The organism is Thermoproteus uzoniensis 768-20, assembly GCF_000193375.1.
GTDB lineage: Archaea > Thermoproteota > Thermoprotei > Thermoproteales > Thermoproteaceae > Thermoproteus > Thermoproteus uzoniensis_A.
This window is the reverse complement of record NC_015315.1, coordinates 513,847-532,821: the sequence shown is the minus strand read 5'-3', so window position 1 is coordinate 532,821 and position 18,975 is coordinate 513,847. Positions and strand designations below refer to the sequence as shown.

Here is an 18,975-nt window from a genome sequence, read left to right as displayed (position 1 = left end):
CTCTATTTGTAAAGCTTAAGGCGGCCCGTGACGGCGTCGACGAGCTCGTCGGGGCCGGGGCCCACGCAGAGCGCGGTGACCGTGCCCGGCGGCAGTTCCGTAAGACCTGCGTCTCTGATAACCTCTGCGGGAAGGCCCAGCGACTGCGCTTTGCCCTCTAGCTCGAATATCTCCTCCTGGCTGTAGGCCGCAAGCACCACCTTCTTCTGGCCTTCGGCAAGCCAATCCTCTGCCCATTTCCTCCATCTGCCCGAGTTGAGCGCCTTCAAGGTGCACTCCACGGCCGCGTGGCCGACTTGAGCCGCCGCCTTGCCGCAAGACATGGAGAGGTCCGCCCTGACTACTATGGTCATCTTCATCAGATCTGGCGGATCAGAGTCTTAACAAAGTTGTTGGCTCTGATCAGCACGCGCCTCATCTCGTCGCGCGATAGCCTTTTCAGAGCCTCCGTATATTCAAGCCAAGCGTAGTCGTCGTGTTCTCTAGATAGCTTGACGCTATCGCTGGAGGCCTTCGCCAAATACATAGTTATCTCCTTATATATGGTCCTGCCGCCTCTCGAGAATCTTATAATTACGCGGTCCTCGAAACCGGGTATTAGCTCGACCTTCAGCCGCGTCTCCTCGTATATCTCCCTCAGAGCGGCCACGGCCTCCGTCTCCCTCTCCCTTATAAGGCCATGGGGAAAGTCCCAGCCGAACTTGTTATGTAACACTAAGTAAAGCGGCTTTTCCCGCACCAGGTACACTATAGCGCCGGCGGCCCTCTCGTTGAAACGCACAGAGTAGATCTCCATTGATGTTTAAAAGTTATGTCGACTCTCTCCGAGGCCGAGTAGGGGTTAGGGATGCCGCGCCTATATGATCATTATCGCGTAAATCACAAGGGGCACTATAACCGCGACCAAGGCTACCGTCAGCCAATTTACGAACTTCATACCTCTCTCGGTCTTCGTCAAATCGGATAGGAAGCGGCGGAAGCCCAGTATCCCGTGGGTACTCCACGCGGCGGCTATAGTGGCCTCGAGGAACTTGAGCGTCGGGTTGACCTTGGCCACGCCCTCGGGATACACCGTTATGGGGTTAGAGCTGAGCACCTCCGACAGCGGGACGTACATGGGCAACAACACGAGGAATACCACCCCTATCATTATTACCACGTACAGCGCAAGCAACAGGAATATGAGCCTGATCGTGCCCTCGCTCATGGCCTAAACACAGCGCCGAAGGCTACCAGATAGGGCAGATATATCAACGCCGCAACCGCCACCACTATCATGAGTATGTTGTAGATCAGATGGCTCTTGGATCTGCGTAGGCCGGGAACGTTCCTTATGGGGCTCCTCAGAGGCCAGCCTTTTATAATACCGAACTCTATGAGCATTATCCTAAGGCCGTTCATCCCATGGAAGGCGAGGAATACCAAAAACAACGCGGCCAAGACCTTGCCCGGCACCGTCATGTCGAAACTGGAAACCGAGGCCGGGCTGACGAACGCGTCGAAGAGAACCCTGTAAAAGACCAGGTAGAAGAACATATAGAGGCCGCTGACCCGCTGTATGGTGAAGTATAGGCGTTCGTAGTTCAACAGCCTAAACCACTCCCCCGCGCCTTTGCCGGCCTTCATACTCCCGACGCCGCCTTCTACATTTATATATGAGCTACGGCGGTTGCTCATAGCCTCTTCGCCCGCCTCATCAAGGCCGCCTTAATTAGCTGTATCGCGAATCCGGGGTCCACGCCTCTCGGACATACCGCAGAGCACGTATAGGCCAGGTGGCACGACCAGACGCCCTCCTCCGTGTCGACTATCTTGGCGCGTATGGGCCAGCCTTGATCTCTACTGTCGGCGCTCCACCTATACGCGGCCGCCAGCGCCATCGGGCCCAGAAACCTCGGGTTGGTCGCCACGACGGGACACGCCGCCATACAGAGGCCGCACTCTATGCAGTACGCGAAGTTGTAGTACTTATCCAGCTCCTCCGGCTTCTGCCCAATCTCCTTATCCGACTCGTAGATCTCCTTTAGGTCGCGTATGGTGTACGGCTTCACCTTCCTCAACTTCTCGAAGTTGGGCTCCGTGTCGACTACCAAGTCCTTTATCACTCTGTGGTTCCACATCGGCTCTACGGTTATCACGTCGTCCTTTATCTCAGTAAGAAGAGTCTGGCAAGCGAGCCGCGGAACTCCGTTTATCACCATGCCGCAGGAGCCGCATATGGCCATGCGGCAAGAGTAGCGGACGGCCAGCGTCGGGTCCTGCTCCTCCTTGATCCTTAAGAGGACGTCCAGGACCGTGACTCTGCGCGACTTGACGTCGACCTTGTATTCCTGCCACCAGCTCTTCTTGCCGTCGAAACGTTTTACCTTAACCGTCAGAGTGGGCATGGCCTAGTACTTCCTCTCCTCGAACTTAGTCCATCTAGTTATCCTCACCGGTATGTACGAGAGCTGTAGCTGGCCTCCGTTGAAGAACGCAAGGGTGTGTTTGAGCCAGTTCGCGTCATCGCGCTTGGGGTAGTCCAGCCTATAGTGGGCGCCTCTGGACTCTTGTCTAGCCAGCGCGCCGTATGCGATCGCCAGAGCTACGTCTATCATCCCGTCCAGCTCCAGCGCGTCTTTGAGGTTCTGGTTATATACTCTGCTCCCGTCCTCCACCCTTATGTTGGCGAAGTCCTCCCTTATCTTCAGAAGCTTCGGAACGCCCTCCTTCATGACGGACTCTTGCCTAAACGGGCCGAAGTGCTGCTCCATTGTGTCCTGCAACCTCCCCTTAAGCTCGTAGACCGAGATCCCGCCGGTCTCCTTATGTAGGAGCTTGTCGAATATTCTGGACTCCTCCCCCTGCGCGATCTTTATATACTTCTCATCGGCTGAAGGCCCCGGCGCCTCCATGGCGTATTTTGCGGCGGCTTCTCCTGTTAGTCTTCCCCATACGGAGCATTCGCTTAGGGAGTTGGAGCCGAGCCTATTTGCGCCGTGGACGCTCACAGCCGCGGCCTCGCCAGCAGCCCACAACCCTCTAATCCAAGAACCATCAGGAGCAAGAACACGGCCGTACGTGTCTGTATGGATACCGCCCATAGTGTAGTGGACGGCTGGCCTGACAGGGATAGGCTCCTCCAACGGGTCTATGCCCACGTATTTATGGGCCAGCTCTCTTATGAACGGTATCTTCTGGTTCAAGACGTCTTCGCCCAGATGCCGCAGATCCAGCCCGACGTACCCCATGCCGCTCTCCTCGTGGACGAACCCCCTGCCCTCGGCTATCTCGGTCAGGATGGCCCTCGACACTATGTCGCGGGGCGCCAGCTCCATTTTCTGGGGGGCGTAGCGTTTCATGAAACGCTCCCCCTCCTTGTTTATCAAATAGCCGCCCTCGCCTCTGGCGGCCTCGCTGACCAGTATGCCGCTCGGCACAAGCGCCGTCGGGTGCCACTGCACGAACTCCATATCCTTAAGGGCAAGCCCCGCCCTGAGGGCATATCCCAACATCTCGCCCGTAGTGGAGTGCGCGGTTGTCGTGAATCTGTAAAGCCTGCCCGCTCCGCCGGTGGCTATTATGGCGGCCTTCGCCAGAAAGAGCTTCAGCTCGCCTGTCTTGAGATCTATGGCGGTGACGCCTTTAAACTCACCATTTTCTATTATTAGCTTAGTTACAAAATATTCATGATATTGCTTTATATTATCAAATCTTAATATATTCTGATATAGAGTAGACATAATAAAGAAGCCGGTCTTATCGGCGGCGAAAGTGGTCCTCGGCACCGACATGCCGCCAAAGGGCCTCTGGTACATTCTGCCATCCGGCAACCTGCTCCACGGCACGCCTATCCTCTCTAAGAACCTAACCTCCACCGGCGCTAGCTGGACCAGCAACTCTACCGCGTCTTGATCGGCCAGATAGTCGGAGCCCTTCACCGTGTCGTAGGCGTGGAGATCCAAACTGTCGTTGTTCTTGTCGGGATAAAGCACGGCCGACATGCCGCCCTCAGCAGAGACAGAGTGCGATCTCATGACCTGCACCTTGCTCAGTATCGCGATGTCCAGCTTGTTGGAGACGTAGGCGGCCTGCAACGCGGCCCTCAAGCCGGCGATTCCCGAACCGATTATCAACAAATCGTGCTTTAAAATCTCCATGGCTCGTCCTTCATGGACTATATATATAATTACTTTAAGGCGGAAGCCGTGCTGGACTGCGCCCGTCGTTAATATACCGGACCGCGAGCCTTAGACCGCAAGCCCGGAGCGCCAGCTAGAGAGCCAGCAGATCCCGAAAGGCGTTGCTGGTCAACGCCTCGCGGGCATATACTCTGTAATTTTTTAAAGAAATATCAAGATGAGTCTGTGAATTCGGGATATCTAGTGGTCTCTGTGAGCGATAGAGGCGGGACCGATGCTTGCGAAGGGCAGAAAATCGCGCGATGTTGTGTGGGCAATATATGCATCGATGCGCCGGTAGATGCCGACGTGAAGTCGGGCAGATACGCCCTCTCAGAGGCCGTGGAGAACCCGTCCCTACGCTTCTGCGTAGAGGCTATTAGGGCGAGGGCGCTGACTGCCGCCAAGTCCGCCTTCTCGTGCCATCCCCACGAGAGCGAGAGATGCGTCAACAGATTCGCCGAATATATAGCTCTGCTCTATGGCGGGCCTGTGCTTCTGGTGGGCTACAGCGAGCGTGTCGTCGACGTGCTGGGCTCGATGACGCCGGAGCTATACGTCTACGACCCGGTAAGAGTCGCCACAAAGCCCGTGGGCCTTGTCGACGATAATAGCCTGCCCGAGGTACTGACTAAGATAGGGGTTGTGGTGATAGCCCCAGGCGCCGCGAGCTCCGTCGACGTGAAGTCGCTGGTAGAGATGGCAAAACGTGCGGGCAAGCCTGTCGTGGCGTACGGCGTCAGCTTCGCAGGTCTGGCGCGGCAACTCGGCATCCTCCACTTCTGCCCCTACGGGAGGAAGTGACCGGACGTTCACCTACCGAGGGGTCAGCTCTGGTATTTCTCGTCAGAGATCCGCAATACCAGCCCACATCACCGTCTAGATCTAGACGTGTTTTTATCAAGATATCGAAGCCGTGAAGGGCAACGAATAGCCGTTGGCGATCAACATCCCCTGCGCCGCGGCGGCCTGCGGGCGCGGGCATACGGCATCTATCTCGGCCACGGTCCCCTGTCGTATGTACGGGTTGTTGGTCAAGTTGCACTTAGCGCCGGAGAGATACACGGCATCTACATAGACGGGGTTTGGCCCCGGATTCACCACGACCAGCCTCAACGTGCCGTTCTCGTAATACAGCATAGCAGCTCTTATGGTCACTATTGTGCTCGACGTCGACACGAATGTGGTATAGGCAAACCAGAAGAAAGCGAAGGCGAGCGCCAGCGTGAAGATCAGCAAGAGGAGGAGGGCCAGAGAGTTCATCAGTCGGCGCGGGGGGCCAGTATCATCGTGAAGGTGCCGGTTGCGAACTCGTAGGTGAGCTTCAGAGGCTTGGCGTCGCCGAGCTCTGCCTTAACTCTTTTGCTAATGCCCTTGAGCTTCCCCGACACGTTTCTGATAAGCTCCACCGAGTACTTCGCCTTCACCGTCCCCTGCGCGTTTACGTCGTACAAAGACTCGCTGTCGCGGCCGAACTCACTGACGGCCTCTCTACCCCCCTCGCCCTCCGCGCTGAACACTACAGAGTCCTGGGATACTTGTATGGCCACCGCGTCGGAGACGCTTTCGGCCAACGCCATCATGTCGTCGAAAGCGGCCGAGTCCATCTCGAACGAGGCCTCGTACTCTATATTTATCTCGGGGACCTCCTCCTCGGCCAACTGGACTATCGGAAACGAAAACCTCCGCGATATGCCAGCCTCGCGCCCCTTCTTGGGGTATACCATCATGACGAACCGCTTCCTCTCCTCGTCCACGCCTATCTCCAGCTTCTCCGCGGCGCCGACGCGCTTCAGCGCCTCCTTCACCGAGGACAGTATTAGGCCTATCTTCACGTCGTGGTCGACCGAGTACTCCTCGAGGCCGCCCGCCGTGAAGTCCAGCTGTAATAGCGCAACCTTGCTGGGATCGAGCGCCTTTATGGATATGCCGTCCGTCGTGAAGCTCAGAGTAATCTCAGGCAACATCGAGATTAACGCCTCGAAGGCATAGCGGGGCTCCTTGCCTTTGGGGAAAAGAGCGCGGGCAACTAGGCTCATGCCTACTAAAAGCCCTTAATATTAAAAAGAATTCGTGAATTGGTGATGACCACCCTGATCGCCGACCAGTGACGTGTGGTATTACTTCTGAGTTATCGGCCAAAGGTCAACACGCCCTGGACTCGCGTGTCGTGCAGATTCATAGACGCCGATATTCGGCGAGGGCCTTTACGCCCACCCGTTATGCTAAGGCACGAAGGGCAGGAACGTCACGGGCAACAGAGGCTCCTTTACCTGCGACTTCACCACGACGCCCTCCTTGGGCACTATCTCGAACTCGTAGAGGCCCGGCTGGACGGGCGACCAGCGCATCTTCCTAATGAACAACACGCGCTTGAAATTGCCCTCGCGGGTCCTCGCTATTCCCGTCACGAGGACTCCCGTGGCGAGGAACTCCTCGACGCCGTAGCGGCTTATCGCAGTGGATCCGCTGGGAATCTCGGTGGTGACTATGTTAGTCGTGCCTATCTCCCTCTCGATGCCCATCACCAACACGCGTATGTACTCGCGGAGTACCTGTATATCTTTGTCTAGAGTGACTAAGGGCGCTATTGGATCTATGACCAGCCTCTGCGCGTTGAGCGCCACCACGTAGTCCCTCAACGAGGCGATGAGGGATTTGGCTATGGCCGTGGGGTCCTTCTCCCTCAGACGCTCGATGAGGTCCATCTCTGGCACGAGCACCTCTATGAGGCCCTTTGCCCTAAGCTCCTCCAGATCCCAACCGAACCTCTTGGCGCCCATCACCAACTGCTCGTAGGTCTCGTCCACCGAGACGTATATCCCCGGCTCGCCGAACTTCAAAGCCCCTTGTAGCAGAAACGTGAGCGATATGAGGGTCTTGCCCGTGCCGGTCTCGCCGGATATGAGGTAGGTGCGCCCTCTTATGAAGCCGCCTCCCAGGAGCTGGTCCAGCCCCTCTATGCCTGTCGGCGTCGTCTCGTAGAACAAGTTGTCGGCCATCTTGGGAGGCTCGTATGAAACTACGCCAGGCGAGGCCATATAGCGATACTACTGCCCGTATATATTTTCATTTCCTCAAAAACCTCCGCCGTCGCAATACCCTTTTAAAGTGCCGCGCGGCCACGTACGTGCTGGCCGAGCGCCTTACGCGCCTCAAGCCGTTGAGGATCCTCGTGACCATAGAGTCCGGAGATCCTCAACTGAATAGAGGCGCCGCCGAGTTCTTGGCGAGAGCTTTGAAGGGGCCGTTGGACGTCGAGGCGGGCGGGCTGAGCGTCACGCTGACCTTCCGCTGGAGCCTTGCGTCGAAGGTCGCCGAGATGATAAACTCGGAGGGCGACTCAGTCCTCGACTTCGAGGTAGCCGACGACGTGGTGACTATAGTGACCAAGAAGGGGCTCGTGGTCACCATACGCGTGGATGTGAGGAGCAACGGCTACGTCAGCGAGGTGGAGGGGACCGTGTCTGTCGATAAGGCGCCTTTCGAGATCGACGAGAGCTAGCCGCCGGCGCCTCGCCGCCTCGCCGAGTTGTGAGGATCACACTCCACAAATCTTTATTTGTTTGTGGAATACACTCCACAATGCTAGACGTGTTGAGCCGCGAATATCTGGAGTCTATTAGGAACGTGCGCGAGATCCCCCGACGTTTTAGGTTGCCCCCATCCCAGTTCGACATAGTCGCCGTGGTCGGGCCTAGAAGGGTAGGGAAGACCTTTCTGTTTCTGAAGACGGCTTGGGAACTACTGGAGAGGGGCGAGCAGGTCTTGTACGCGTCGTTCGAGCATCTGTGGGTCAACTCGCTCGACGAGAGGAGGCTGGCCGAGGAGGTGAGGAGAGTCTACCCCAGAGGGACCGTCCATCTATTCCTCGACGAGGTGCAAGCCTGGCCTCGCTGGGATTATAGGCTCAGATGGCTCCACGACGTTAAGGACTTTAGGCTCTACGTAACCGGCTCCACCTCCGAGCTTTCGGCGGAGCGGATACCCGCGAGGCTGAGAGGTCGCTATATATCTCGCCTATTGTTGCCGCTCTCATTCTGCGAAATCGCCGGCATGTCGGCGGCCCAGACGTTTAGGGACGCGGGGCTGGCCAGACGGCTTTTTCAGGAATACGCCAGGTGGGGCGGCTTTCCCGAAATCTGGCTGGGGAGATCGCTGGACAAAGTCAGATCGCTCGTGGATACTGTATTCTATAGAGATATTGTGGAGAGGCGGCGCGTGCGCGACGTCGAGGCGCTGGAGGCTCTGCTCAAGCTCGTGCTCGAGAACTACGCCAACCCGATTACGTGGAGATCTCTGGCCAGGTCCTTGGACGTAGACGCGAAGACTGCGGCGGCGTATATACGCTATATGGAGGAGGCCTACTTCCTCTTCGTCGTGGAGAGGTTCGGCCCGGCCAAGAGGAGGATCAAGGCGCCGAGAAAGATATATCTAGTCGATCCGGTATTCGCCTCACTGTCCAAGAGCGGGCTGGACATGGGGAGGAGGCTGGAGAACTTGGTCTTCATAGAGTTGTTGAGGAGAGCTGTCGAGAGGGGAGGCAGGCTGTACTACGTGGACCTGGACGGCGGCGAGGTGGATCTCGCCTATGTGGAGGACGGCACGGTGGAGCTCTACGAGGTGGCCTACGAGCCGGACGAAAAACACGCGAGGAAGCTACGGGAGACGGCGGAGAGGCTAGGCGCCGCGTCCTACACGCTGATTAGCTGGGACTCGGAAGACCACGGCGCCATCCCCGCCTGGAGGTGGATGCTCGCCAGTTGCGGGGGCCGGACAGCCTCGGGGAGTGGAGGCTAGGCTTTCTTAATCCGTCTGCCGTCGCCGACGACCCAGTAATCGCCGTCGTTTCTACGCTCCAGCTTAAATATGGGAACCTCGTGCTTGACTCTCTCGAGCGCTTGCCTGGCCACCGAGAACGAGACGTCTCTGTTTATCCCGGCGACCATCACGTAGATCGTGTGGTCGCCCGGCTTGAGCGCCCCCACTCTGTGGTATATCCTCGCGTCGAGGACCCCGTCGACCGAGCGGGCCCACTGCTCTATCTCCGCTATCTTCTGGCTGGCGTAGGGCTCGTACGCCTCGTAGTCCAGCTCGCCCACCTCGGCGTCGCCGACGCGCCCCTTGACGAAGCCGACGAAGATCACCACGCCGCCGGCGCCTCTAGGCGCCGTCCTCGCTATGATGTCCTCCACCTCTTTGCCTATGTCGATCTCGCCGGAGATCAGCCCGCCTCCGCCCGACACCGGCGGCATTATCGCCACCTCGTCCCCCTCTCTGAGGAGGTAGTTCTCAGTGGCGTTGCGCCCGTTCACGAGGAAGATCACGTCGTCTCTATACGCGAGGGCCTTGGGGTAGGTCTTGAAGAACCAGTCGACGAGCTCGCCGAGCGTGTAGTCGTCCGGCACGTCGAGCTCCTCGGCTATCTTCCCCGTTATGTCGCGGAGCGCCGAGAAGTACTTGACCCGGATCCTCACGGAGGGTTGCGGTTCTGGCGTTTTAAGCCTATCGGCATTCCGCAACGTCCCTTTTCGCTATAAGCTATCCCCAATATTTTTAAGCAAAGCCCTTCGCCTTACCGATGTCGTCTAAGTTCGACGTGGTTGTGGTAGGCGCCGGTCCCGCAGGCCTCGCCGCCGCCTATAAGCTGGCCTCCGCCGGCTTTAAGGTTTTGGTCATAGAAAGGGGGAGGGAGCCGGGCTCTAAACAGGTATACGGGGGGAGGATCTACGCCTACTGGCTCGACAAATATCTGCCCGAGTTCAGGAAAGACGCGCCGGCCGACCGGTGGGTACGCAAGGAGCGCGTCTCCCTAATGTCGGACGAATCAGTCACCACTATAGAGTTCGAGGTGATCAAGCCGGAGAAGTCAAGCTTCGTCGCCCCCCTCGTCGCGTTCACCTCCTGGCTCGGCAAGCTGGCCACATCGGCGGGGGCCAAGATAGTCACTGAGGTCGTCGTGGACGAACTGCTCAGAGACGAGAGGGGGAGGTTCGTGGGCGTGAGGTCGGGGCAGGACAAGATATACGCCGACTACATAATCGACGCCGAGGGAGTCAACAGACTGCTCCTCGAGAGGGCCGGAATCGTGCAGAGGCTTAAGCCGGAGTACGTGGCGGTGGGCGCCAAGGAAGTCCTCAAGTTCGAGAACAGAAAGATTATGGAGGACAGGCTCGGGCTGTCCGAGGACGAAGGCCTCGCGTGGGCTTTCGCCGGATGGCCGACGGAATATCTGCCGGGAGGCGCCTTCCTCTACACTTATAAGGACGCCGTGGCCCTCGGCGTGGTGGTCTACCTGACGTCCTGGCGCCAGCTCACGACGCCCGTATACGACTTGGCCGAGAGGTTCCGCACCCACCCGTATATATCCAAGCTAGTCGCCGGCGCTAGCCTGCAGGAATACTCGGCGCATCTGACGCCGGTGGCCGGGATATCCATGGCGCCGCCCAGGTTCTCGTACGACGGACTGCTTATCGTGGGCGATGCGGCCGGCTTCTTGATGCACGCCGGCGTCTTGATCAGAGGAGTCGACTTCGCGGTGGCATCCGGCGTGCTGGCCGCCGAGACTATTAAGGAGGCGGGGCGGCCCGACGCTCTGTCCCGCTACGACGACAAGCTGAGGAGTAGCTTCGTCCTCAGAGACCTCCTGGCGTTTAAGAACGCCGATAAGATCCTCTCCGGCCGGTTCGCCTTCGACGACATGCCCAAGCTGGTCAACGCGTTCATGCGCAACTACTTCACGGTCGAGGACAGGCCGCCGACCGTCGCCTCCGCCCTCAAGACGACTCTAGGCGAGCGGGGCGACTCTCTAATGAAGATATTGATAAATACGATGTACGCGTTGGCATACCTATGAGCGCCCAACAAGCCGTTAAGTTCTTGACCATAGAGGAGAGGCTTAACGTAAACGCATGGGACACCGATATATACAGGCCCCACATAAAGATAAAGGACCCCGAGAAGTGCAGGCTCTGCGAGAAGAAGCCCTGTACCTACATGTGCCCCGCCAAATGCTACGTGCAACAAGGCGACATAGTGGTGCTGAGCACCGAGGCTTGTCTAGAGTGCGGGACTTGCCGCGTGGTGTGCCCCTACGAGAACATAGACTGGAATTACCCCCGCTCCGGCATGGGCGTCTGGTACAGGTTCTCGTAGAGCGGCGACTCTTTATAAATTGAAAACGCGGTCCACGTATGGATGTGGACAAGGGGAGGATAGCGAAGCTGTCGCGGGACCCGAGGGTGGTGGAGGCCCTCAGAGCCATAGGCGGGTTTCTCTGGTACTACACAGAGCTGTATCCCTATAGGACCATATACACGCTGACCGTGTGCAGAGGCGCGCTCTGTGTATATATCGCTGGCGAGGACATGATGGACATGAAGATACCGGTGGAGAAGTATCTGGAGTTCGAGGACGACGGGGAGCGGCTTAGGCAACTGGCGAGATCCCTCGAGATGCTGGCCGCGTTCTCAGAGAAAGCGCAGTGGGACTCTCCTCGATAGGCGGGCCAGAAGGGCCCTTGCCAGAGCCAGCTTCCTGGCCTTTACGGAATCGCGGCGCTTCACGGGCACGTCTGGGTAGAAGCCGCTCACGGTTATCTCCCGCGCGCCCATGGCGTAGGCCAGATACGCCGCCCTATCGCCGTCGGTGAAGCCCCCCACGTTCGCCGTGCCTGGCGGAGGCGGGACTTGGACCGTGAAGACCCTACGGGGAGGCGCCGATTGAAGCCTCTCCACGTTATCGCCGTGGGCGTGGACGACCGCCAGCGAGCCCAGCCCCGCCGACTCCGGCTCGAAGTCGAGATCGGTCACCACTATGTCGGGTTTAATACCCATCGTGACGAGGCGTCGGGCGGTGAACCCCTCAACGGCCACCACGATGGATCCCTCGGCGAGCTTCTCGAAGGGCGGCATGTAGATCACGGGGCGCGACCAATCGAGCCGCCTCAACGCTTCGAGGGGAAGCCCGCCGAGCTTAGACGCGGCGAGCGCCGCCTCGATATCGCGGGAGTAGGAGAGCTCCGGCAGAAGCGATCTGGCCAGAGACATCGCGTACTGCCACTCGAGGGGGTCGACGAGCCACATCTAGCCGCTCCTCACGACGGTCAGAAGCTTGTAGTTGGCCGGCGTAGGAGCGTACCAAAGGGCGCCGCATCCCGGCCGCGTGAGGTTGACGGCGTTTAGGCCGGGCGCCACCGGGGACGGGACGACGCATGAGGACCCCCCAATCACGCCGTCGAAGTTCGTGGCGTATATCCTCACGCCTGCGAACGAGGCGTTTAGGCTGTAGGCGAACGACGAGACCCTGTAGAGGCTCGCCGCGAACGACCCGCGATATGCCGTGAAGTTCAGCACCACGTAGAGCGAGACGGTGCCCGGCCTAGTGGAGTTGTTGACCAGCGCTATGGAGTAGGAGTACGCGTCGAAGTTGGGGAACTGCGTCGGGAGAAACAGCTTGTAGCTGATGGACCTCACCCCCGGCGTCAACGACGAGGACGCTAGGTCGGCCACTTGCGAGGCCACGTAACGCGCCATCAGCTTAGCGGTGGTGGCCGCCTCTTGCTGGAAGGCTTGGTACGACAGCAGCCACACGAGGTATGAGGCGAGGAGGTACGCGGCGGCCATGAAGCCGAAGAGTATGGCCGCCTCGATCGCCGATATGCCTCTCATTTCCAGATAAGGGTGATGTTGTTCCAGACTATGTAGATGTTCTTGATGTTGTTGAACGAGACGGTCTTGGAGCCCAGCCTGCTCTGCACTACGACGTTGACGCTTCCGCCGCAACTAATCGACGTGGAGTTCAGCGGACCTACCACGTAGGCGAGGACGCCGCCGTTGCCTTGTTGCGTGAAGGAGGCCGAGATCGTGTAGAGGTACAGCGAGTTGGTCCCGTTGACGAAGACGACGCGGCTGTAGAGCCTCACAGTCCTCGGGTAGGTCGAGTTTACGGCCACCACAGGCTCGCCTATAGGCACTGCGAGGGAGCCGTTGAGGCCTCTAAGCATCGAGTTGCCGAACTCGACGTAGGTCGAGTTGTAGCCGATCACGGCCTCTCTGAACACGTAGGTCTGCGACACGCCGCCGCACTGGACCGTCACGTAGAGCCTGGGCGTCCTCACGTAGAACGAGCCGAAGTACGAGTTGGGCAACTGGTACATCCTCTGGACGCCAGTCATGCCGAAGTCGGTCTCCAGCGAGTCTGCCAACGCCGTCAGGAAAGCCATAACGTTCTTGGCCTCGAGGCTCGCCTCTATCTGGAATATGTTCTGGACTATATAGGGCACTGCGGCGAATATTATAGCGAGGGACACCGACAGAAGGATGGCCACCTCCAGAGCCTCCAAGCCTCTCATATGGTCTGATAAATTTGTCCGTCCAATATAAAGTAAGGCAGAGGCCAGGTGTAGGGAATCACGACGATGCCGTAGGTGGTGCCAGTGACATATACGTAGTTAAAGCTCTTGAAGGGCCCATTACAGCTACTACAAGCTAGTAAGATAGAATTGTATGCCGTGTTAGGCAGAGAATTAAACCACCATTTATCGTAAGTATTGAGGAGATTATTTGACATCGTCGCTATGTGGTAACTAGCAAACTGTTTAGTCAAAGCAAGCACGAAGTAGATCTCGGAGCCCGTGCCATTGGTATTCCAGATAAACTGGTTATAGCAGTAGCCGGCATACTGGTTAAGCCAAGGCGAAAAACCAGAACTTCCTCTGAATATTGCTATAAAGCTACCAGCAGGCGTGCCGATAGAACACCATGCGGAGAACTGCGTCGTGTTGGTCAGCATGACTTGCGAAGGTGGCGAAGACGCGTTCACTACAACGGCGAATCCGTCGGGATAATAGGCTAGATTGGCATACTTGCCTATTGCATACGTCGATTGGGATATAGATGGATTATAATATATAGCTACAGCACTCATAGCCGATGATTGTTTAGTTGAGGTGGGACATATCTGTAATAAAGTTCCTCTATACGCAAACCATCCCTTGTTTTGAGCCACGTTAAGCCAGACGTCGCCCCAGCCTGCAACTGAGTATTTCAAGGGCGGGCTCCAACCGTTGCTTGTGAATATTGTAAAGCTTAATGTGTTGAAGGTACTTGTTTTGAAACCTAATGAATTAAGGATAGCTGGTGGTATTATTAATGTCAGATTGGTGCCGGCGTAGTTAGATGGGAAATATACTTGCAACAAACGGCAGTTACTGCCGAGAGGGGCTTGATATAGGAATTGCTGTTCCCATGTAGGGGCATAGAGGTTGATATTTTGTTGCCCGGCTGTCAGAGTTACGTTGACGGCGCTGGCGGGCGGCACTATTACTAGAGTCCACTTGTTGCCGTTCGGGCCGGCTATATCTAGCCTGGCTCCAAAGACGCCGTCGTTTGGCGTGACTGACTGAACTATCGGTCTGCCGGACTGCCAGGGGAAATAGAATACGGCGTCCATATTGCCTATATTGATAAGATAGAGCGAATTGCCGCTCCAGATATAGTAGACTTGGGGATGTACCACAGTCAGATTGTTGACAGCTAGCTGAGCCCCTAGCAACTGGGCCACGACGGCAAAGCTCGAATGACGGGGCACAAGGAAGGTCACGTTGTAGAGAGCTACGTCGATCCCGCCGAAATATCCGTAGTAAGTCGCCAGCGTTTGGTTGCATACGTTAACCACTCCACATGTGTAGTTGTAGAGAATACCGCCATAGTTTAGGTAAATCGCGAAGTTTGTACTGAGGGCACTCCTAGGCGCATTGGCCTTAACTAATACGCCGTAGGTGTATAGGTTATACGTCGCGTTGATTCTCTGGAAGAGTACGTATTTCGTCGTTGCGTTGACAGATATAGTTCGGTTTATGTTGAGGTCGGTGACGAGAGCCAGCGATATGTTGCCCAGCAGAGATGCCGACGACCTCACGTAGGACGTGGTCCCGTAGGCCAGCACTATCTGCCGAGGCGGATTCACGACGGGGGCCGAGCCCAGCGTTGTCAAGACCGCAGACGGCTCTGGATAGGCCCAAGGCCTGACAGCGAGGAAGTCGTAAACAGCGGTGTTGTTCCAGTCCGTGCTCATGGTGGCATCCTCCACGTCAGTTCCCAATACTATGTTAAAGCTCCGCAAGAAGGACTGTGATTGGATCCATCGAGCCGAATACAGAGTCATGGGACCTGTCGAATTAGATAAAAACTTGTATACAGATAAATATATATTACCAGTATTTGTTTGAGATATAGAGAGTATATACCACCTATTACTATCCATAGATGAGTAGGCTATACCCTGTTGCCAGGAGAAGATATGCCACGGGCCCGAACCGAACCCCTGAGGCAAGTACGACCACGTGAACTCCTGCGGATTGGCCTTGGGCTGTACTGCGACCATGTCGGCACACCAGGGGAAGGTAGTCCCGTCATATCCTCCCCAGAACAGAGCTAGGTAGCCCATCTCGTCCTCATTTGGATTTGTTATATTCACCAATACCCTTACCTGGAAGCCGGGCCAATTCGACGGCACCGTGAAGCCGTTCCATATCTGGTAGCCCACGTCGTAGGTGCCCGCCGGGTATATCGCCCCTAGGAGGAGGCCCGTGGTGCTGTTGCCATAGACCGAAGTTGTGACTAGTTGCTCTATGGGGGTCGGCGTATTCTCCGGCCCTACTTGATGACACATGCTGTACGTTATAGAGCTAGGCCAGCTCGCCATAGCCGCGGCGTTGAAGAAGCCGTTGATCCCGCTGAAGTTATAGACGGCATAGGGGTTGTTGTTTAGGCTAGGCGACGCCGGTGTCTGATAGACGTATTGGTAGTTGGCCGAGTCGTAGCAGAAGTTGGGCCCCTTGGAGGGAGGCGTTTTGCCGAACGCTTGCATCATGAGCGGGATGTTGAGGGTCAGGTAGACGCTGGAGGTGGGCTGGCTGTACAGGAGCACCATCACCTCGTCGGATACGCCGGGCGAGGCTAGGGAACCTCTCGGCATCTTGAAGTCGAAGAGGCAGAAGGGGCATTTGAGGTACTCGGACCACCAAGGCAGCTGGACGAAGGCCCTCGCCAGCATGGCGCTGAAGTTCCCAACCACGTTGGGGTTATGGTAGTTACAACCCTGCGTGACGTAGTACTGTACGGCCTGACCCAGCGCCGTGTTGTTGACCAGTATGAGGTAGAGCTTCTGCTTGAGCAGGCTGGCGTCGTAGCCGTTGCCCGATCTGGCTTGGTTGAGTATGTCGGCTATGGGGACGCTGTAGCTCTCGCCTACCGAAGTGGGCCTCCTCACGTCGGCCGAGTAGATTATTACGTAGTCGCTGTTCAGGATCTGGCTGTAGGGCGTCACCACGAATCTATAGACCTTGTAGACGCCCGGCGCCGAGAGTGCGCCCATGTTCCACCAGTAGGAGAAGTTATAGGCGTCGCTGAGAATGACGGCGGCCGGATAGGGCCCGAGCGTCCCGCCGAAGCCGCCTTGGTCGATCGCGTAGCTCCCCGCTACGAACGTGCCGAGGGGTATGAGGCTCTGCTCCACCGCCGATAGGGCGGAGGCCGCGTACTGCGACGTCGCCTGTAGCTGGAAGTATATATCGTTGGGGTGCGTCTGGAGGAGGTTGTTGTAGAGGCCGGCGTCCAGCGCGCCGGAGGATATCTTCGAGGCGGCGGACTGGGCCAGGAACGTGGCGTAGCCCGACAGTAGCTGGACCAGCTCGGGCCAGTTCTGGCTCATTATGCCGTAGGCGGGCCTCTGGATAGAGGCGACGGGGACTATGGTAGAGGAGACGTAGGCCATGTATATCACCGCCACGGCCACGACGACGGCCAGCGCCGTCAGGACTATCCACTGGCCCTTCATGGCCTCGCCACGTACAGCACTATCTTGACCTGGGTGCCGTCGGGGAGGACGGCGGAGACGGCGGCCGACGAGGAGGAGGCCGATCCTCCCCAGCCCGTGGGCCGGGCTACCGAGAGGAGCTTCTGGTTCCACGTCGCGCATACTAGGCAAGGCGGCGGGGAGCCGCCGGCCAGATACACCGTGAAGTTGTATATGTACGACTGCGGGATCAGCGAGTCGAGGGCCGACTTAACGGCAGCCGGACTGCCGGAGCATATCGCGGAGTCGAGCGCGTTGAGGAACGTGGGGCTTAGGGAGAGCTGGAGGAGGGTGTTGTAGGCCGTCTCGACGTCTTGTCTGCCCATGGTCGTCGATACGGGGCTTCTAGGCAACAGCGTCATGGCGTAGATGGCTAGCGCCACCAACAATACGGCGAAGAGGAGCTCGAGGACCCACCTCATCTTACAGGCCCGGGATATTCGTAGACCGTCACGTTGACGAGGTAGGTCGTGGTGAGCGAGTTGAAGACGCCCCAGGCAGAGGCCGCGTAGACCTGGGGCGCGGTTGAGAAGCCCCACCTAAGCCACGTCTTTATATCAACGTCGGTGGCTGGCGGCGCGGGGAACAGCGGTATGGGGACGAGAGCAACCTTCGGTATATTTACTGAGTTAGAATTAGCCTCCACAGATACCAATGCGAGCAATGCGTCTGTCGGCAAATCAAGCCAACAAGCGGTACAACTAGGATTCTGGCATAGTCCACATGGCTGGACTTGCTGACTGCTTGGATTTAGTGTTATGTTCGAGCCGTAATTAACAAGGCCCTGGCTTGTATATAGAGTGATGTACCTTATGCCATTAGCGGACCTACCACTAGGCGGATTGCCCGATGGGTTAGCCAGCCTTCCGTCGCAGGGAGTGGTTGTGCCTGGCTGTAAGTAATCGGCGTCATGTATCAGGTAGAGTCTGGTGGCCGTATTTCCGGGGAAGGGCGCGCCATATATTAGAGATACCGGCGTAGAGTTAAACACGTAGAAGGTCGCGCTGTAGGGGTAGTCCACCTTCTGGGCATAGATAACCAGAGCTGCCGATGGCGGTGAGGATCCGCCTACTATCTGCGTAAAGCTGACATAGGTCGGCATCTGCGCCACGGCGTAGCTGTAGTAATAACCGCCTATGGGGCTAGATCCAAGCGGCGCAAGCGCTGTTCTCGTAGTATACGGCGGGTAGCAAGTGCTTGCGGATTTCGAATTAGAACTAGACTGTTGTATTGTGCAGTAGTAAACTGTGTAGATTACGTTGCCAGATGGGTTCGCGGAGGATCCTCTGGCGACTATGTATACTGTACCGTTGGTTAGGCTCTGTCCCATCGCCGAGTAGAACTGGCGGCATATAGGACTCCCGGTGTTCTTAAACGTAACGGATTTCCCGGAGACCGTGACGGTTACATAGGGGCATATGGCCATTCTGACCAGCGGCTTTATCTGGATCTCCACGTCGTATCTATTATAGTTATTCCCGAAGAGATTGCGCGCTATGGCCGTCAAGTTCAGCGTGCCCTGTATTAGGTTGGGTATGACATAACCGTAGCCGACCAGGTATACGGTAGAGCCTACTGTACTGGCGAGCTCGCTTTGTGTTTTATTCATATAACACGCCGGGTATCCGGACAGCTGGGCGGACGCCATTGCCAGATAGTCTATGGCGTAGTCGCTCAGGTAGCCGGGCGCGTTGGGATCGGCCACCCCTACATCCTGCGACAGGTTGTATGCGCTGTATGTGGTTATCCTCTGCAGTATCTGTTGGGCCATTACGTTCAGCTCTGCCTGCTGGGCCTGGGGCTGTGCCGACAGCGCCCCAGCCACGTAGAACGTGATGGCTATGAAGAACACTATGACGAACCCCACGACTACGAGCTCTATCGACTGCACGGGTAGAAACCTGTATATATTGATAAATTTTGCGTTGTGCGGCTTGACGATTGCGGCGTGTCATGC

The 18,975-nt window shown here is 57.3% G+C and carries 22 protein-coding genes; 6 read left to right on the top strand and 16 right to left on the bottom strand.

Going from position 1 to position 18,975, the window contains the following annotated elements; genetic code table 11:
• Positions 1-2 precede the first annotated feature (2 nt).
• Genes pth2 through TUZN_RS02900 form a run of 6 tightly spaced genes read right to left on the bottom strand, consistent with a single transcriptional unit; the run spans position 3 to position 4,139 of the window.
• Positions 3-359: a peptidyl-tRNA hydrolase Pth2 gene (gene pth2, locus TUZN_RS02925; RefSeq protein WP_013679440.1), complete on the bottom strand. Its 357-nt coding sequence runs from the start codon at positions 357-359 to the stop codon at positions 3-5.
• Positions 359-796 (bottom strand): bis(5'-nucleosyl)-tetraphosphatase, encoded by a 438-nt coding sequence (locus TUZN_RS02920; protein WP_013679439.1) that lies wholly within the window; start codon positions 794-796, stop codon positions 359-361. The genes pth2 and TUZN_RS02920 overlap by 1 nt, the downstream gene beginning before the upstream one ends.
• 60 nt (positions 797-856) lie before the next feature.
• Positions 857-1,207, bottom strand: a complete 351-nt coding sequence (locus TUZN_RS02915; RefSeq protein ID WP_013679438.1) for a hypothetical protein — start codon at positions 1,205-1,207, stop codon at positions 857-859.
• Positions 1,204-1,626, bottom strand: coding sequence for a succinate dehydrogenase/fumarate reductase transmembrane subunit (locus TUZN_RS02910; protein ID WP_237698262.1), 423 nt, complete (start codon positions 1,624-1,626; stop codon positions 1,204-1,206). The genes TUZN_RS02915 and TUZN_RS02910 overlap by 4 nt, the downstream gene beginning before the upstream one ends.
• Positions 1,627-1,673: 47 nt before the next feature.
• Positions 1,674-2,387, bottom strand: coding sequence for a succinate dehydrogenase iron-sulfur subunit (locus TUZN_RS02905; RefSeq protein WP_013679436.1), 714 nt, complete (start codon positions 2,385-2,387; stop codon positions 1,674-1,676).
• A 3-nt stretch (positions 2,388-2,390) separates the two neighbouring features.
• The gene (locus TUZN_RS02900; RefSeq protein WP_013679435.1) at positions 2,391-4,139 is read right to left on the bottom strand and encodes a succinate dehydrogenase/fumarate reductase flavoprotein subunit; all 1,749 of its coding nucleotides are present in this window, start codon (positions 4,137-4,139) and stop codon (positions 2,391-2,393) included.
• 207 nt (positions 4,140-4,346) lie between these two features.
• Between TUZN_RS02900 and TUZN_RS02895 the strand changes: the two genes are divergently transcribed.
• Positions 4,347-4,964, top strand: coding sequence for a hypothetical protein (locus tag TUZN_RS02895; protein ID WP_148678568.1), 618 nt, complete (start codon positions 4,347-4,349; stop codon positions 4,962-4,964).
• Between the two features lie 96 nt (positions 4,965-5,060).
• Here the strand turns inward: TUZN_RS02895 and TUZN_RS02890 are convergent, their stop codons facing one another.
• From TUZN_RS02890 to TUZN_RS02880, 3 genes are all read right to left on the bottom strand, one after another.
• Positions 5,061-5,423, bottom strand: coding sequence for a hypothetical protein (locus TUZN_RS02890; protein ID WP_013679433.1), 363 nt, complete (start codon positions 5,421-5,423; stop codon positions 5,061-5,063).
• Positions 5,423-6,199, bottom strand: a complete 777-nt coding sequence (locus TUZN_RS02885; protein ID WP_013679432.1) for a DNA polymerase sliding clamp — start codon at positions 6,197-6,199, stop codon at positions 5,423-5,425. Before TUZN_RS02885 ends, TUZN_RS02890 begins: the two co-directional genes overlap by 1 nt.
• A 186-nt stretch (positions 6,200-6,385) precedes the next feature.
• The gene (locus TUZN_RS02880) at positions 6,386-7,201 is read right to left on the bottom strand and encodes an ATPase domain-containing protein (protein ID WP_013679431.1); all 816 of its coding nucleotides are present in this window, start codon (positions 7,199-7,201) and stop codon (positions 6,386-6,388) included.
• A gap of 89 nt (positions 7,202-7,290) precedes the next feature.
• Between TUZN_RS02880 and TUZN_RS02875 the strand changes: the two genes are divergently transcribed.
• A complete protein-coding gene (locus TUZN_RS02875; protein WP_013679430.1) occupies positions 7,291-7,665 on the top strand; it encodes a hypothetical protein in 375 nt (124 codons plus the stop codon).
• 80 nt (positions 7,666-7,745) lie between these two features.
• Positions 7,746-8,960 carry an ATP-binding protein gene (locus TUZN_RS02870; RefSeq protein WP_013679429.1) on the top strand — a complete coding sequence of 405 codons (1,215 nt, stop codon included), beginning with the start codon at positions 7,746-7,748 and terminating at the stop codon, positions 8,958-8,960.
• Here the strand turns inward: TUZN_RS02870 and TUZN_RS02865 are convergent.
• On the bottom strand, positions 8,957-9,637 hold the full coding sequence (locus TUZN_RS02865) for a molybdenum cofactor biosynthesis protein (RefSeq protein WP_013679428.1): 681 nt from the start codon (positions 9,635-9,637) through the stop codon (positions 8,957-8,959). The genes TUZN_RS02870 and TUZN_RS02865 overlap by 4 nt on opposite strands.
• Positions 9,638-9,741: 104 nt before the next feature.
• On the opposite strand from TUZN_RS02865, the gene TUZN_RS02860 reads away from it, so the two are divergent.
• From TUZN_RS02860 to TUZN_RS02850, 3 genes are read left to right on the top strand one after another with little or no spacing between them, the layout of a single operon-like run.
• Complete coding sequence (locus TUZN_RS02860) at positions 9,742-11,016, top strand: FAD-dependent oxidoreductase (RefSeq protein WP_013679427.1); 1,275 nt, start codon at positions 9,742-9,744, stop codon at positions 11,014-11,016.
• A complete protein-coding gene (locus tag TUZN_RS02855; protein ID WP_013679426.1) occupies positions 11,013-11,315 on the top strand; it encodes a ferredoxin family protein in 303 nt (100 codons plus the stop codon). The genes TUZN_RS02860 and TUZN_RS02855 overlap by 4 nt, the downstream gene beginning before the upstream one ends.
• A gap of 38 nt (positions 11,316-11,353) precedes the next feature.
• The gene (locus TUZN_RS02850) at positions 11,354-11,662 is read left to right on the top strand and encodes a hypothetical protein (protein WP_013679425.1); all 309 of its coding nucleotides are present in this window, start codon (positions 11,354-11,356) and stop codon (positions 11,660-11,662) included.
• Here the strand turns inward: TUZN_RS02850 and TUZN_RS02845 are convergent.
• The 6 genes from TUZN_RS02845 to TUZN_RS02820 are packed head-to-tail and all read right to left on the bottom strand — an operon-like array spanning position 11,630 to position 18,909.
• Positions 11,630-12,244 (bottom strand): 6-hydroxymethylpterin diphosphokinase MptE-like protein, encoded by a 615-nt coding sequence (locus TUZN_RS02845; RefSeq protein ID WP_013679424.1) that lies wholly within the window; start codon positions 12,242-12,244, stop codon positions 11,630-11,632. The genes TUZN_RS02850 and TUZN_RS02845 overlap by 33 nt on opposite strands.
• Positions 12,245-12,829 carry a hypothetical protein gene (locus TUZN_RS02840; protein ID WP_013679423.1) on the bottom strand — a complete coding sequence of 195 codons (585 nt, stop codon included), beginning with the start codon at positions 12,827-12,829 and terminating at the stop codon, positions 12,245-12,247.
• The gene (locus TUZN_RS02835) at positions 12,826-13,512 is read right to left on the bottom strand and encodes a hypothetical protein (protein ID WP_013679422.1); all 687 of its coding nucleotides are present in this window, start codon (positions 13,510-13,512) and stop codon (positions 12,826-12,828) included. The genes TUZN_RS02840 and TUZN_RS02835 overlap by 4 nt, the downstream gene beginning before the upstream one ends.
• Positions 13,509-17,000, bottom strand: a complete 3,492-nt coding sequence (locus TUZN_RS02830; RefSeq protein WP_013679421.1) for a hypothetical protein — start codon at positions 16,998-17,000, stop codon at positions 13,509-13,511. The genes TUZN_RS02835 and TUZN_RS02830 overlap by 4 nt, the downstream gene beginning before the upstream one ends.
• Positions 16,997-17,440, bottom strand: a complete 444-nt coding sequence (locus tag TUZN_RS02825) for a hypothetical protein (RefSeq protein ID WP_013679420.1) — start codon at positions 17,438-17,440, stop codon at positions 16,997-16,999. The genes TUZN_RS02830 and TUZN_RS02825 overlap by 4 nt, the downstream gene beginning before the upstream one ends.
• Positions 17,437-18,909, bottom strand: coding sequence for a hypothetical protein (locus TUZN_RS02820; RefSeq protein WP_013679419.1), 1,473 nt, complete (start codon positions 18,907-18,909; stop codon positions 17,437-17,439). Before TUZN_RS02820 ends, TUZN_RS02825 begins: the two co-directional genes overlap by 4 nt.
• Positions 18,910-18,975 lie beyond the last annotated feature (66 nt).

Excerpts from the sequence above, each read along its gene's own strand:
- pth2 (WP_013679440.1), bottom strand. The coding sequence starts at position 359 with ATGAAGATGACCATAGTAGTCAGGGCGGACCTCTCCATGTCTTGCGGC.
- TUZN_RS02920 (WP_013679439.1), bottom strand. The coding sequence starts at position 796 with ATGGAGATCTACTCTGTGCGTTTCAACGAGAGGGCCGCCGGCGCTATA.
- TUZN_RS02915 (WP_013679438.1), bottom strand. The coding sequence starts at position 1,207 with ATGAGCGAGGGCACGATCAGGCTCATATTCCTGTTGCTTGCGCTGTAC.
- TUZN_RS02910 (WP_237698262.1), bottom strand. The coding sequence starts at position 1,626 with ATGAAGGCCGGCAAAGGCGCGGGGGAGTGGTTTAGGCTGTTGAACTAC.
- TUZN_RS02905 (WP_013679436.1), bottom strand. The coding sequence starts at position 2,387 with ATGCCCACTCTGACGGTTAAGGTAAAACGTTTCGACGGCAAGAAGAGC.
- TUZN_RS02900 (WP_013679435.1), bottom strand. The coding sequence starts at position 4,139 with ATGGAGATTTTAAAGCACGATTTGTTGATAATCGGTTCGGGAATCGCC.
- TUZN_RS02890 (WP_013679433.1), bottom strand. The coding sequence starts at position 5,423 with ATGAACTCTCTGGCCCTCCTCCTCTTGCTGATCTTCACGCTGGCGCTC.
- TUZN_RS02885 (WP_013679432.1), bottom strand. The coding sequence starts at position 6,199 with ATGAGCCTAGTTGCCCGCGCTCTTTTCCCCAAAGGCAAGGAGCCCCGC.
- TUZN_RS02880 (WP_013679431.1), bottom strand. The coding sequence starts at position 7,201 with ATGGCCTCGCCTGGCGTAGTTTCATACGAGCCTCCCAAGATGGCCGAC.
- TUZN_RS02870 (WP_013679429.1), top strand. The coding sequence starts at position 7,746 with ATGCTAGACGTGTTGAGCCGCGAATATCTGGAGTCTATTAGGAACGTG.
- TUZN_RS02860 (WP_013679427.1), top strand. The coding sequence starts at position 9,742 with ATGTCGTCTAAGTTCGACGTGGTTGTGGTAGGCGCCGGTCCCGCAGGC.
- TUZN_RS02855 (WP_013679426.1), top strand. The coding sequence starts at position 11,013 with ATGAGCGCCCAACAAGCCGTTAAGTTCTTGACCATAGAGGAGAGGCTT.
- TUZN_RS02850 (WP_013679425.1), top strand. The coding sequence starts at position 11,354 with ATGGATGTGGACAAGGGGAGGATAGCGAAGCTGTCGCGGGACCCGAGG.
- TUZN_RS02845 (WP_013679424.1), bottom strand. The coding sequence starts at position 12,244 with ATGTGGCTCGTCGACCCCCTCGAGTGGCAGTACGCGATGTCTCTGGCC.
- TUZN_RS02840 (WP_013679423.1), bottom strand. The coding sequence starts at position 12,829 with ATGAGAGGCATATCGGCGATCGAGGCGGCCATACTCTTCGGCTTCATG.
- TUZN_RS02835 (WP_013679422.1), bottom strand. The coding sequence starts at position 13,512 with ATGAGAGGCTTGGAGGCTCTGGAGGTGGCCATCCTTCTGTCGGTGTCC.
- TUZN_RS02830 (WP_013679421.1), bottom strand. The coding sequence starts at position 17,000 with ATGAAGGGCCAGTGGATAGTCCTGACGGCGCTGGCCGTCGTCGTGGCC.
- TUZN_RS02825 (WP_013679420.1), bottom strand. The coding sequence starts at position 17,440 with ATGAGGTGGGTCCTCGAGCTCCTCTTCGCCGTATTGTTGGTGGCGCTA.